This window comes from Aneurinibacillus thermoaerophilus (assembly GCF_900099925.1).
GTDB lineage: Bacteria > Bacillota > Bacilli > Aneurinibacillales > Aneurinibacillaceae > Aneurinibacillus > Aneurinibacillus thermoaerophilus.
Window position 1 is genome coordinate 127,128 of record NZ_FNDE01000001.1, and the last position, 14,326, is coordinate 141,453.

Sequence of the window (14,326 nt, forward strand, 5' to 3'; positions counted from 1 at the left end):
ACTTTAAAAAATAAAGAACCCCTTAATAGCAAGGGGTTCCAATTGACACCGAATCGCTCTTTCTCTACTTTGTTTTATTTATTTTGTCCAGAGCCCGTTTCAGTAGCACCGCGCCTTCTGCACGGGTGGCATAAGCCTGTGGAGCGTATTCATCGCTTCTTCGTCCTGCCGCAATGCCTGCTTTCACTGCTGCGGCCACATCTTTCTCTGCCCATAGAGAAATTTCTTTTCGATCCTTGAATTTGCGAAGCAATTCGCTCTTCTCATTCTCGCTTACTTCATTTTCCACTTGTTTATACTTTAGAGCACGGGCCATCAAAGCGGAAATTTCCTGACGGGTAATTTTCTGATCCGGATAGAAACGACCATCCTTATAACCGCTGATTAATCCTGCTTTAGCTGCAGCCTGTACCGATTCGTAAGCCCAATGTTTAGGACTGAGATCTTTGAACGTTATCGCGCTGTCTTTATCTTCCTGCAATCCTAAGATGCGCGCCAGCATAGCCGTGAACTCGGCCCGGGTAATCGGGCTGTTCGGAGCAAACTTGCCACCCCCAATACCTTTCACGTATCCTTGACTGACCATAAACTGAATATCCTTTTCCGCCCAGTGACCTCTCAAATCGGTTAACTCAAATGTTTGCATAACCTCATCCGTAATCAACAGGGCAAATCTGCCAAACTTGCCGGTGGTGAAGCTGATCGTACGAGTGGTAGGATTATACGTCCCTCCGATATAATCCCATCTCTTCGTATCCGGATTGAAACGGTGCGCATGAACCTGACCAGCCAGTGCAGCGGCATGCTCCTCCTTCGGAACGGGAAGATTTACCTGCAACTGCTCTGTAAATGTTTTGATACCTACAGCTTTACCAGCTTTCGTAATCGCAGTCACTCGCAGCTCAAAAATGGTTCCGACGACTTTTTTCACCATCGCCGCATTTTCCGCTGCGTCTGTCACGTTTTTCGCATCTGCCTCGTTTAAAGCTGTAGCTGAGAATTCAATAGTGGCTGTATCCTTTATCGGCAATTCAGTAAGTACGGCAGAAGGAATTGTAAACGTAACATTATTGAATTTTATCTCCAACGCTTTTTTCGTGTCTTTAATTGTCTTAAGTTGATTAACTGTCAAGGAAATGGCCGCTGTTTTATCTGATTCGATACGAATGACAGATGCATTGTTATCAAGCGCATTTTTCACCGCTTGATTTATCTGGTTATCGCTTACTGACTTCGTCTCCTCTTTAGCCGGAGTTGGCATCGGCTGCATGCTTCCACCGCCGCCACCTGCTCCGCCGCTGCCCGAGCCGCCGCTGCCTGATCCACCGCTGCCGCTACCTAGCACAGTAAATGTACCCTCTTGCAGTGTGGTAGTCACTGGTCCATTCGGCCCGGAAGCAAATGCCACCTCTACTCGGTAATTTCCTGGCTCAAGGTTTCCTAACGATTCGCTAAAGCCATTATAGTAAGCAGCCTTGCTCTCATTAAAAATTCTTGTTTCTTTTCCATCTGCTTGTTTCTTGTAGACACGAAGATATGGATAGATTTCCGTTACGGACGGGCCAGCGGGTTTCGTTTCCTCATGGTTGACGCTATATTCTACATCCTTACTGGCTTTGATCTGTCCATTTGCCTGCAAGCGGACAGCAAGTGAGCCTTGTTCCTCTGTCTCACCTGCAGCGGCGCTCCAACTGCTATCTTCATCAATGAATGTGTAGACAACTTTGTTTCCATGTTTGTCCACAATTCCGGAACGTCCGGTCACCGCTTCTGTGCTTTTTATAGTCGTCTTATCGAGCAATAATTGCGGTACAAACTTACCGATCTGCCAGATTTTTTCTGCCCCGCGTGCAAATGACTGCTCTTTCGCTTCTTCCAAGAAATAATTCCATGTATACGCTGGATTCTCCTTATCTCCCAGCGTTAATTTCGTATCTAGATGATATGGAATATCTGCAGCTAAATAGAAAGTATGACCTACGGTGTTGAGTTCATTCATTTCATGACGATATGGGTTAAACGGGAAAAGACTTACTCCCCTGAAATCATGATATCCCGCTGTATCAGGTTCAAAAGTGATTTTTGCTGTCTTGGTACCATCCAGCAATACTTTGTTTACCGCTCCTTCGCTACCGGAAACAACCGCATCTTTTTGGAACAGGTAATAATTCACTTTCTTTCTTTCCCCAGTTTCAACAATGTAGTGACCGTCAAAGTGATACGTACCGGGCTCCAACCATACAACTTCTTTTTTATAGTCGTTGCCGGTAAATTGATAGAAAGGAACTTTCTTTCCTTCAACCAGCCCTGGGAAAATAATGCCGCGGTCTCGGCGAATCGGAGTTTGAATTGCTTTTCCGTTTTGATCTTGCGCACTGATTTCAACCCGCTGCATATTCTCTAGCTTTATCTCTTTCAGTTCTTCAAGCGTTGTGAATTGGCGGAAAGCGAACAAATACTCGCCTTTATTGGCGGCCCCATATTCTTTGTCTGTTAGAATATAGATGATTTTTGCCAGATTTCCGTTCTCTTTACTCGATAGCTTAATGTTATCTTCAATGGCAAGCTCTCCTGTAGTGGCATTAGCTTTACCTGTGAACGACTTCTCCCATATCATTTCGCCGCCGTCTTCTACTGAATGATAAATAGTTACATTGGCTGCGAATGGCTTACCATTCAATGTGGTTTTTATCGTTTTGTATTTCCGGTCATCTTTTACCGTATTCACCATATGAGCGGTTAGCTCTTTGCCGGCCAGCGGATTGTTCTGAAGCGTCAATTGAACATCATACTTACCCGGCGTAACGGTAGGCAGTACCACCGCCCAGAACGCCCAATAATAAAACTGGCGGAATTTGTTATTGTATATCGTAAAGTTATCCGCTTGACGCGTTACTTTAAAATTAGGGTAAATATTTCCAAAATAATATTCTTGCGTCTGCCAGCTATTACTTTGCTCATCAAGTCGGGAGACGGTTGGATTCTCTCCGTTCATATTCTGTTTTTTCCACAGTCCACTGCCTTCTAGAGAGCCTCGATACATACCGACAAGAAGATTGCCGTATGCATCGGTGAATTTTTGCTTTGTAAAGAAATATTCGAAACTTTTTTGAACCGTAAATTCGTCTTCCTGTGGCACATACTCTTTTCCCGTCTTTTTCAGGTGATTTTTCAACTCTTCCAAATCCGGGGCAAATTCTGCAAGAGTAAGCGTTCCGCCTACAGGGATGGACACCTTGCCGTTTGCCGGAACTTCCACTAACTTCTCTCCGGTTTCACCGGTACCGAATACATAAATCCAGTTTTGCCCGCCTTCTGGGTCTTTGACCTCAACATCGACCCAAAAATCATAAGACCCAGGTGTAACCCGCAGCTTCCTGCCGACGAGAACTTCGTCATTAATCCCGATCGTTTCTTCCGTTCCTTCATTAAACATGTAAAGAATGCCATTCACAATTTTATTCTCATTATTGCCGGGCGCTAACCCGACTTCACCCGCTTTTGAACCGTCGAATACGATGGTCGTTGCTTGTGCGATTTGTTTTGCCCGTTCATGTAAGAAGTACGTAGCCTCCGCTGCTTTACTGTAGGCAAATAAATTATATTTTCCTTTATTCATGAAAACCGTTGAGATAGAAGAACCTTCTTCATTTAAAGCCGTAGTCGTTCCAACGGTTATACCGTTATCATCGATGAGGGTTGCAAAATACTTTACGTTTTCCAGCTTCTTTTGATTTTCACCAAGCGTGTTAAGCGTAACCGGAACCGTTTCTTCTCCCCTGATCGTAAAGACTCCGGGGCCTTCTACTGTCTTATTATATAAAAATACGGTATTTCCTTCCGCAGCATCCGCATAATCAAACCCACCGTATACGACGATCGATACAGTTGTTAAATCTGTCACAATCGTTCCCGGCACTCGCGCGACTCCTAAACTATCTGTACTGCCCGACCATAGTAACTTATATGTATACGGAGCAGTGGCAGAAGAAGGGAACGGAGTCTCTTCCTGTGAAACAGGCGCTTTTGTATATATGCTTACTTTTGCTCCCGGCGCCTTGTTTCCCTCAGGGTCAAACACATTCAGCATAAGACCGTTTTTCGGATTGTTATTTACGATGACAGGTACGCTTGTACGCCCGATTTCCGCCTCTCCATTGTACGCAACCGCCCATACCGTGTACGAACCGTCGGCAATTTTTTTCGTATCCCATTTCGTATTGTAAAGCGTCTGTTCCCCTTGCTTATTAACAAGTGAAATCAAATTCTCTTCTTTCACTTCATCGAGATAAAAACGTACCGAATTGATAGTTTCGTCGGAAACCCGCGCTTGAATGGATACTTCTCCCATAACATGGCTATCTTTTGTCGGCTCGAGAATTTGAATGGCGGGCCGCTGCTCGGGATCTGTGATCGGATCGAGTGTTTTCGCCGCATTCAGCTTACCGTACCCGTATGTGTTATCGCGTCCGGCGGTACCTAAATCGGTAGCTGCCGCCGTTATTGCGTAAGCGATATCTGAAGCGGCCGCTCCCGGGTTCTGTAGCTTATATAGCGCCGCTACCGCTGCTGCATAAGGTGCAGCAAAAGATGTACCGCTTACTTTCACATAGTATCCTTTACTTTCATCACCCAGCGTCCCTTTTTCTTTTATCGTCGTAGTAATGATATCCACTCCCGGTGCTACGACATCAAGGGTGCTTCCCTGGTTGGAAAAATCGGCGATTTTATCTTTATCCTGTGTGATGGCACCTACCGTTAACACATCGGGCAGAGCCGCCGGGTATACAGCATCTACATTGGTAGCCGCATTTCCCGCAGCAGCGACGACAAGTATTCCTTTGTTCTGGGCATACTTGACGGCCTGCTCAATCGCTTTGCTATATTTGCCGCCCAAACTCAAATTGATAATATCGACACCTTGGTCGGCAGCGTACTGAATTCCGTTGGCAATATCAAAAGTACTTCCGGATCCTTTATCATGCATAACTTTAACGGGATATATCTTAACATCAGCAGAACCAACAGCTCCCGCTATTCCTTTTTGATTATTATAGAGGGCACTAATGATACCGGCTACCTGGGTACCGTGTCCGTGATCATCCTTACTGTCGCGATTCTCCGGATATAGCGTACCATCCGATTTTCTTTCAGCGAAGTTTTTTCCTTGCAATACCCGGCCGACTAAATCCGGATGGCTATCGTCTACGCCTGTGTCAATGACTGCCACCTTAACAGTGCCCGATAGCCCTGCTGTTTTTTCCCAGGCTTCTTCTGCTTTTATGTTTTTCAGCGCCCACTGCTGCTCGAAATACTCATCTGTGATTGCCTCTTGACTGGATGCATCGGAAAACACCATATATTCCTGGTTAGGCTCCGCATATTCCACAGCAGGATTTTGTTCCAGTTCTTCTATTACTTGCGCCATATCTTCCCCTGGTTGCAGGGTATATAGAGTCATTCCATTGTCTGCTTGCTCTACTTCCTGTACTCCCATCGTGGCAAGGGCAGCTCTTGCTTGCCTTTCTTTTCCTTTTTTATATTTAACGATAATTTCACCTGGACGTTCTTCTTCTGAAGCAATAGTTCCAGCCCCAGGCTTTACTGGCTCTACGATAATGCTATCAGCGGAAGTCGTTTTTTCCCCGTTCGCAAGAGGATTATCTTCCTCGAAAGCTGCTGTTGTCTCCAAGGTATTCTCTGCCTCTAAGGCTAGCCCTGTTCCCATGGGAAAGAGCATGGTAAAAACAAAGACGAAACTCAACAGCGATCCAACAAACCTGTGCCATTTTCTCTTTTGCAACATAATACACCTCTCCTAGAAAAAGCGTAACTCCCTCTTTTTAATACAAAAAAGCCTTAATTCGCCAAATCCATTGTGTTGGAAAAGACTTTTGTACAATTATTCAACTTTTTCTAACACAATTTCATTTGTATCCATCCCTTTTTTCACCTCTACTTTGAATTTTGTAGGATTTAAATGATTATGATAATCAATATCAATTTATATTTTTCTTATTTTTTTGTCAATATTTATTTAATTTGGAACGATAAACGGGACCAATTGATTTATAATTTGTTTGGGGACCATGACTTTTGGAATCAAGCCGACAAGCAAACTTTCTTTGCCATTATGGATAAAGCGTTTGAGGCAGGCGCAAACTTCTTTGATACGGCCGATGTATACCCGCCAGGCGGTAAAAAACTCGCTAGCTATGCCCGTCGGTTTTTCTTTGTCTGATTTGCTCGATTTTTGACTACTTTTCTGATGAAGCAGGAATTTATGATCCACACGCGAAAATAAGTGGAAAAAATCATAAAAAGAACGTTGTTATTTTAGCGGTTTTTTTATATACTGCTATTAGTAGCTGGTAATAAGAACGGCTGAGTATTGTGGAGCGACTTAGGTGGTGAAGCAAGATGGCTCGCCTTGCGAAAAAAGTTCGCCAGGAGGCACTGCACAACTTGCTTGCGGAAAGTCCGTTTTATACGGACGAAGAACTTGCCGCACATTTTGGCGTGAGCATCCAGACGATCCGGCTTGACCGGCTGGAACTTGGCATTCCGGAAGTCCGGGAACGGATCAAAAACATGGCGAAAAAGAAACTGGATGAAGTAAAGTCTCTTCCGATTGAGGAGGTCGTCGGAGAGTTAATTCATATCGAGCTGGATCGCTCGGGTATTTCTTTGCTGGAGATTACAGAAGAACATATTTTTTCTCGGACACAAATTGCTCGTGGGCATCATATTTTTGCCCAAGCTAATTCACTGGCTGTCGCGGTTATTGATGCGGACGTTGTTTTAACTGCCGCGGCACGTATTCGCTATATTCGTCCTGTTCGCCTTGGCGAGAAGCTGGTCGCCAAAGCTACCGTACGCGAGACGAAAGGTGATCAGAGCAAAGTGCGAGTTGAGACGAGGGTACAGGATGAACTTGTATTTAGTGGAACGTTTCGCGTGTTCCGCATGCGGGATTTTGACGCTATGGCCAGTCATAAACAGGAGGATGTATGATTATTGCAATAGACGCGATGGGGGGAGATTTCGCTCCTACCTCGAATGTGGAAGGTGCCATTCAGGCTGCACGGGAAATGCCGGACGTCCGCATCGTGCTTGTGGGTGATGAGGCACGGCTTGCCCCGATGCTATCCCAGGCGCCAAAAAATATTGAAATTAGACATGCCAGCGAAATGATTGCGGCTGACGAGGAACCAGTGAAAGCGGTACGTCGCAAGCGTGACTCTTCGATGGTTGTTGGCGTAACGATGGTGAAGAATAAGGAAGCTGATGTGATCATTTCCGCTGGAAATACGGGCGCATTCATGACAGCGGCTTTGCTTATTACCGGACGTATTAAAGGGATTGATCGCCCGGCGCTCAGTCCGATTGTACCGACGGTGGATTCTGCGGGCGTGATGATTCTTGACGCGGGAGCCAACATGGATGCTCATCCGAAGCATTTGCTACAATATGCGATTATGGGCAACATTTACGCGGAAAAAGTAATGGGCGTGGAACGGCCACGCATTGGACTTCTTAACGTCGGTACCGAAGAGAAAAAAGGCAATGATTTAACGAAAGAAACTTACGGTTTGTTGAAAGAAAGTTCGCTGAATTTTATTGGCAATGTGGAAGCGCGGGACATTATGGAACACGTATGCGATGTTGTCGTTTGCGATGGTTTTTCCGGCAATATCTTGCTGAAAACGATGGAAGGCACGGCCAAAACGATGATGTCGGTCATGAGGGGAGAATTTACGCGTACCATTACCAGCCAGCTTGCCGCGATGATGCTTCGCCCAGGACTCAGGCGGATGAAAGCACAGATGGATTATTCAGAATATGGCGGAGCACTTTTGATGGGCGTGCAAGGGATTTGCATTAAAGCGCACGGCTCCTCCAACCCTCGCGCCATTCATATTGCGGTAAGACAGGCGAAGAAGTTTATTGAACAGGATATTAACGGATTGATTGCGAGAGAAATTCAAGAGGAAAGCGGGGATGGCAATGTTTAAAGCAGTTCGGTCTGCAGGCATTTTAGCCACGGGCCGTTATTTGCCGGAGAAGGTATTAACGAATGCGGACCTAGAGAAAATGGTAGATACGTCGGATGAATGGATTGTCACCCGGACAGGAATTAAGGAACGGCGCATCGCACGGGAGGATGAGACATCTTCCGATATGGCGGTGGCGGCGGCTCGCCAGGCGCTTGACAAGGCGGGCATTGCTCCTGAAGAGATTGATCTGATTATCGTTGCGACGATTACGCCAGATATGTTCTTTCCATCCACGGCTTGCCTTGTGCAGGAGCGATTGGGGGCGAAGCGTGCGGCGGCGTTTGATCTGTCGGCAGCATGTTCCGGTTTTTTGTATGGCACATCGGTTGCCGCCCAATTTATCGCCAACGGTCTATATCGTTACGCGCTTGTTATTGGCGTAGAAAACCTGTCGAAAATCGTTGATTGGACAGATCGCAATACGTGCGTGTTGTTCGGCGACGGCGCAGGTGCGGCACTGCTCGGTCCGGTGGAAGACGGCATGGGATTTTTGTCGTTTGAACTTGGAGCTGATGGCGGTGGTGCGGAGCTGCTGAAGCTGGAAGCGGGCGGCTCCCGCATTCCGGTACCAAAGGTGAAGCCGGGTAGTCGTGAGAACTACATTTACATGGCTGGCAGCGAAGTATTCAAATTCGCCGTGCGTGCGATGAATACAGCGTCAGATCAGGTGCTTGAAAAAGCAGGCATTACCAAAAAGGATGTAGATTTTCTTGTTCCGCACCAGGCGAATCTTCGCATTATTGATTCGGCGGTTAAGCGTCTCGGTTTGCCTTATGACAAGGTGGTTGTGAACCTGAACCGGTACGGTAACATGTCGTCGGCCTCCATCCCGGTCGCATTGGATGAAGCGGTCAGCGAAGGGCGGATCAAAGAAGGCGATACCCTTGTGCTTGTAGGGTTCGGCGGCGGTTTAACATGGGGAGCTTCCGTTATGAAATGGTGTACGACCGAGAAAAAGGAGGTTCAATCATGAGTAAAACGGCGTTTATTTTTCCCGGTCAGGGCTCTCAGTTTGTTGGCATGGGAGTCGATCTGTATGAAAAGGAAAGTGCAGCAAAAGCCGTATTTGATGAAGCAGACCGGGCGCTTGGATTTTCCCTCTCCGCTCTTTGCTTTGAAGGGCCAGAAGAAAAGCTACGTTTGACGACCAATACTCAACCTGCTATTTTAACCACGAGCGTAGCTGTGTTACGCGTGCTGGAAGAGAAACTGAACGTTGTGCCGGATTATGTAGCCGGGCATAGCTTGGGGGAATACTCGGCGCTTGTAGCGGCAGGTGCGTTGTCGTTTGCTGACGCAGTGCAAATTGTGCGTGCGCGTGGTCAGTACATGGAAGAAGCTGTTCCTGCAGGTCAGGGCGCGATGGCGGCTGTCATGGGCATGGAACGCGAAATGCTCGCCGATGTATGCCGGAAGATAACAGAGGAAGGCGCGCCTGTGCAGCTCGCTAACTTAAATTGCCCAGGACAAATTGTAATCTCCGGCAGCGCGCAGGGCGTAGCGAAAGCCGGTGAAGCGGCAAAAGCAGGCGGAGCGAAGCGCATAATACCGCTGAATGTTAGCGGCCCCTTCCATTCCATGCTAATGGAGCCGGCGACGGAAAAGCTTGCTCGCAAACTTGATGATTATACAATCCAAGACGCAGCGGTGCCCGTTGTCGCCAACGTGTCCGCACGTCCGGTGCGGACGAAAGAGGACATCAAAGAATCATTGATTCAGCAGGTCGCATCGCCTGTACTCTGGGAAGACAGCGTACATTTTATGCTTGAAGAAGGCGTTGAGCTGTTCGTGGAACTCGGCCCGGGCACTGTGCTTTCAGGATTGGTGAAAAAAGTGAATCGCAAAGTAAAAACACTTGCCATTCAAGATATCACGACACTTGAAAAAGCGCTTGCAGAACTGCAGGCATAAAGATTAGGAGGCCAGAGGAATGCTGAAAGGAAAAGTGGCGCTCGTTACAGGTGCATCCCGTGGCATTGGTCGTGCGATTGCGCTTGAACTAGCGCGTCAGGGGGCGGATGTGGCCGTCAATTATGCAGGAAACGAAGCCGCGGCGCGTGAAGTGGCCGATGAAATCGTGAAGTTGGGCCGCCGGGCGATCGTGGTGAAGGCGAATGTGGCTAATGCGGGCGAAGTGGATGCGATGGTGAAGCGGACGTTGGACGAACTGGGGAAGCTGGACATTCTCGTCAATAACGCGGGCATCACGCGCGATAATCTTTTGATGCGCATGAAGGAAGAGGAATTTGATGAAGTGATTGCCACCAATTTAAAAGGTGTGTTTAACTGCATGAAGGCGGTAACGCGACCGATGATGAAAGCGCGGACGGGGCGCATTATTAATATCTCATCCGTTGTGGGGGTTATGGGCAACGCCGGCCAGGCGAATTATGTAGCCGCAAAAGCCGGGGTAATTGGCATGACTAAGTCGGCGGCGAGGGAGCTTGCGAGCCGTAATATTACAGTGAACGCGGTGGCTCCCGGTTTCATTGATACGGATATGACCGTAGTGCTTGGCGATGAAGCGAAACAAGCGCTCTTACATCAAATTCCGCTTAGCCGTCCTGGCAAGCCAGAAGATATCGCACACATTGTGGCGTTCATTGCGTCCGACAAAGCCGATTATATTACCGGTCAGGTTTTCCATGTTGATGGTGGCATGTACATGTAGGAAATCGTATAATAAACAAATGATCACCGCTTTGAGAGGAGGTGAAGGCTGTGGCAGATACGTTTGAGCGTGTGAAAAAGATCATCGTAGACCGACTCGGTGTTGATGAATCTGAAGTTAAAGAAGACGCTTCATTCAAAGACGACCTTGGCGCTGATTCTCTTGATGTCGTCGAACTTGTAATGGAGCTTGAAGATGAATTCGACCTTGAAATCTCCGATGAAGATGCAGAAAAAATCACAACTGTGGGGGATGTAATTAAATACATAGAGTCCCACAAGTAGTAGGTTTTGCTGCTTCAGGTAGAAGTCCCGTATGTGCATGCGGGACTTTCTCCTCATTATAAAGTAAGAATAAAGCGAGAGCGTAAATCGCCAGCACATATAAACATAAGGATATCTCTATAGCTTGAGGTGAAACGATGAAAAATCGCGTAGTAGTAACAGGAGTAGGGGCGGTAACGCCGCTTGGCAATAACGCAAAAGCTTTTTGGGAAGGGCTTTTGGCTGGCAAATCTGGCGTTGATTACATTACCGCATTTGATACGACAGAATATCCCGTTAAAATCGCGGCGGAAGTAAAAGATTTCAATCCGGAAGAATTTATAGACAAAAAAGAAATTAAGCGTACCGATCGCTTTGTGCAGTTTGCGATCGCCGCCGCGAAGATGGCTGTGAAGGATGCGGGGCTTGAGATTACAGAAGAAAACGCTGAAAATATAGGGGTATATATCGGCTCAGGCATTGGCGGACTGGCTACTTTAGAGGAACAGTGTACTCTTCTAATGGAGAAAGGCCCGCGCCGTGTCAGCCCGTTTTTCGTGCCGATGATGATCGCCAACATGGCGTCCGGTCAAGTCTCGATTACCCTTGGCGCCAAAGGCCCAAACAGCGCCGCCATTACCGCATGTGCCAGCGCAACACACTCTATCGGTGATGCATTCAAAATTATCGAGCGCGGATTCGCCGATGTTATGATTACCGGCGGCGCGGAAGCGCCGATTCGCCCGCTGGCAGTGGCCGGCTTTTCTAACATGAAAGCTCTTTCCACTCGCAACGACGAACCGCAGAAAGCAAGCCGTCCGTTTGACAAAGACCGTGACGGATTTGTTATGGGCGAAGGTGCGGGCGTTATTGTGCTTGAGTCGCTTGAACACGCCAAAAAGCGCGGCGCGACGATTCTTGCAGAAATCGTCGGATACGGTATGAGCGCGGATGCGTACCACTTAACACAACCGGCTCCGGAAGGGGAAGGTGCGGTGCGGGCGATGATCGCGGCGCTCAAAGACGCGGGGCTCAAGCCGGAAGAAGTAAGTTATATTAATGCGCACGGCACCTCTACCGATTACAATGATAAATTTGAAACAATGGCGATTAAGAAAACGCTAGGAGATTATGCATACAAAGTGGCGATCAGTTCTACGAAATCGATGACAGGTCATTTGCTTGGGGCAGCGGGTGGCATCGAAGCGGTAGCGAGCGTACTAACGTTGCGCGATCAGATTGTACCACCGACGATCAACTATGAAACACCGGACCCGGAGTGCGATTTAGATTACGTGCCGAATGAAGCGAGAAAAATGGATGTAAATGTTGTGATATCAAATTCGCTCGGCTTCGGAGGACATAATGCGACCATTGTCTTTAAAAAGTATGTAGATTGATACCCATTTGGTGGTGAATAAGGAGTGGACTTTGAAGCTTTGCAAAAAGAGATTGGGGTGCGCTTTAAAAATGAAAAGCTGCTCCGTCAGGCGTTTACCCATTCTTCATATGTCAACGAGCACCGTGGCAAACTGTTCCAGGATAACGAACGCTTGGAGTTTCTCGGTGACGCGGTGCTGGAACTAACCGTTTCTCAATTTTTGTATACTCATTTTCCGAAAATGACCGAAGGAGAATTGACCAAGCTGCGGGCGGCTATCGTTTGTGAACCTTCCCTTGTGTTGTTTGCTAATCAGCTAAAATTTGGCGATATGATTTTGCTGGGCAAGGGCGAAGAGATGACCGGAGGCAGATGCAGGCCAGCGCTCCTGGCGGATGTATTTGAGGCGTTTATCGGTGCGCTTTATCTTGATCAGGGGCTTGACGCGGTGTTCCGCTTCCTTGAAAAATACGTCTATCCGCGGGTTAATAAAGGTGAGTTTACCCGTATCACAGATTACAAAAGCCAGCTCCAGGAGTTTGTACAGCGCGATGGTCTCGGTGAAATTCAATATCGTATCGTACAGGAGAGAGGCCCGGCACACAGCCGCGAATTTGTGTCTGAAGTACTCTTGAACGGCACTGTACTGGGCCAGGGTACGGGTCGTTCGAAAAAAGAAGCGGAGCAGCATGCGGCGGCGATGGCGCTGAAGCGTCTTGCTGTCAAGCAATGAATAAGAGGGGCAGATGAGACGTATGAAACAGCATGTGAACATCGCATTGTTCGTCCCTCATCAAGGTTGCCCGAAAGATTGTGTGTTTTGCAACCAGTCGCGGATTACCGGACAGAAACGGGAGAACAGGCTGACAGAAGAGGCGGTGCGGCAGTCGATTGAACAACAACTGTCAACTGTCAGCACGGAACAGAACGCAGAAATTGCGTTTTTTGGCGGCAGCTTTACCGGATTGCCTCGAAGCTATCAAACGATGCTTTTGACGATAGCAAAAGAATACGTGGATAGGGGACTCGTTCATGGTATTCGCCTTTCCACGCGCCCAGATTATATTGCCCCTCATATTATGGAGTATTTGCTTCCCTATGGAGTGACCACCATCGAGCTAGGTTGCCAGTCGCTCGATGACGAAGTGCTTGCGCTCTCCAAACGCGGGCATACGGCTGCTCAAGTAGCGAAAGCTGTGGACATCATTCGGCGATATCCCTCTATACGGCTCGGCCTACAAATTTTGCCGGGCCTTCCGGGAGATACGCTTGCCAAAAGCGTGCGTACAGTAGAGGAGATTATAAAGCTCAAACCGGATTTCGTGCGTATCTATCCAGCTTTGGTTATTGCAGGTACGGAACTGGAATGGCTGTATCTTACCCGCCAATATGAGCCGCTTTCGCTTGAAGAGGCGGTGCAATGGACGGCGGAAATGTGGCCTCCGCTGCTTCGAGCTGGCATTCCTGTTATCCGTATGGGCCTTCATTCTTCGGATGATTTGCGCAGCGAAGGCACCGTGCTGGCCGGTCCGTTCCATCCTTCGTTTCGCCAGCTAGTTGAAGAGGAATTATTTTTCCGTTTGCTGAAGCGAATGATGGAAAGGATCGTGCCAGATATGGGGCCGTCTGTGGAAGTTACGGTTCACCCGGCGGACGAGACGGCGCTACGCGGGCGCAAAGGGAGAAACTGGCGCACTTTTGTATCTTGCCTGAAAAAAAAGGAAAAGCAGGTTGTGCTGGTATTGGATAGGAATCGTCCGCGCTGGCAAATCAGCTGGAGAACAGGCGGAAACCACGAACAGCGCCTCTCTTTTTGCGAACTGTAGCATGGCGGCTAGAAGACAAAGGGAAACGAATGGGGATGCAGAAGAGGTTGGATAGATGTTGGCTTGCGGCCGCTCTGCTTCCCCTCTTTTTTGCACGGAGTGACGACAGTGATACATGATGAAAAGAG

General features: G+C 47.9%; 11 protein-coding genes. 10 read left to right on the top strand and 1 reads right to left on the bottom strand.

Annotation, left to right across the window (positions count from 1 at the left end):
- Positions 1-64: 64 nt before the first annotated feature.
- A complete protein-coding gene (locus BLR88_RS00640) occupies positions 65-5,806 on the bottom strand; it encodes a S8 family serine peptidase (protein ID WP_091259611.1) in 5,742 nt (1,913 codons plus the stop codon).
- Positions 5,807-5,986: 180 nt separating this feature from the next.
- Between BLR88_RS00640 and BLR88_RS19910 the strand changes: the two genes are divergently transcribed.
- From BLR88_RS19910 to BLR88_RS00685, 10 genes are all read left to right on the top strand, one after another.
- Positions 5,987-6,241 carry an aldo/keto reductase gene (locus BLR88_RS19910; protein WP_217639366.1) on the top strand — a complete coding sequence of 85 codons (255 nt, stop codon included), beginning with the start codon at positions 5,987-5,989 and terminating at the stop codon, positions 6,239-6,241.
- Between the two features lie 179 nt (positions 6,242-6,420).
- Positions 6,421-7,014, top strand: coding sequence for a transcription factor FapR (gene fapR / locus BLR88_RS00645; protein WP_057898367.1), 594 nt, complete (start codon positions 6,421-6,423; stop codon positions 7,012-7,014).
- On the top strand, positions 7,011-8,015 hold the full coding sequence (gene plsX, locus BLR88_RS00650) for a phosphate acyltransferase PlsX (RefSeq protein WP_057898368.1): 1,005 nt from the start codon (positions 7,011-7,013) through the stop codon (positions 8,013-8,015). Before fapR ends, plsX begins: the two co-directional genes overlap by 4 nt.
- Positions 8,002-9,030: a beta-ketoacyl-ACP synthase III gene (locus tag BLR88_RS00655; RefSeq protein ID WP_057898369.1), complete on the top strand. Its 1,029-nt coding sequence runs from the start codon at positions 8,002-8,004 to the stop codon at positions 9,028-9,030. Before plsX ends, BLR88_RS00655 begins: the two co-directional genes overlap by 14 nt.
- Positions 9,027-9,968 carry an ACP S-malonyltransferase gene (fabD, locus tag BLR88_RS00660; RefSeq protein ID WP_057898370.1) on the top strand — a complete coding sequence of 314 codons (942 nt, stop codon included), beginning with the start codon at positions 9,027-9,029 and terminating at the stop codon, positions 9,966-9,968. Before BLR88_RS00655 ends, fabD begins: the two co-directional genes overlap by 4 nt.
- A 19-nt stretch (positions 9,969-9,987) precedes the next feature.
- Positions 9,988-10,728, top strand: coding sequence for a 3-oxoacyl-ACP reductase FabG (gene fabG / locus BLR88_RS00665; RefSeq protein ID WP_057898371.1), 741 nt, complete (start codon positions 9,988-9,990; stop codon positions 10,726-10,728).
- Positions 10,729-10,778: 50 nt separating this feature from the next.
- Entirely contained in the window at positions 10,779-11,012 is a 234-nt protein-coding gene (locus BLR88_RS00670) for an acyl carrier protein (protein ID WP_057898372.1), read from the top strand.
- Between the two features lie 137 nt (positions 11,013-11,149).
- Positions 11,150-12,391: a beta-ketoacyl-ACP synthase II gene (gene fabF / locus BLR88_RS00675; RefSeq protein WP_057898373.1), complete on the top strand. Its 1,242-nt coding sequence runs from the start codon at positions 11,150-11,152 to the stop codon at positions 12,389-12,391.
- A 24-nt stretch (positions 12,392-12,415) separates the two neighbouring features.
- A complete protein-coding gene (rnc, locus tag BLR88_RS00680) occupies positions 12,416-13,105 on the top strand; it encodes a ribonuclease III (RefSeq protein ID WP_057898374.1) in 690 nt (229 codons plus the stop codon).
- A gap of 22 nt (positions 13,106-13,127) precedes the next feature.
- A complete protein-coding gene (locus BLR88_RS00685) occupies positions 13,128-14,198 on the top strand; it encodes an elongator complex protein 3 (protein WP_217639367.1) in 1,071 nt (356 codons plus the stop codon).
- Positions 14,199-14,326 lie beyond the last annotated feature (128 nt).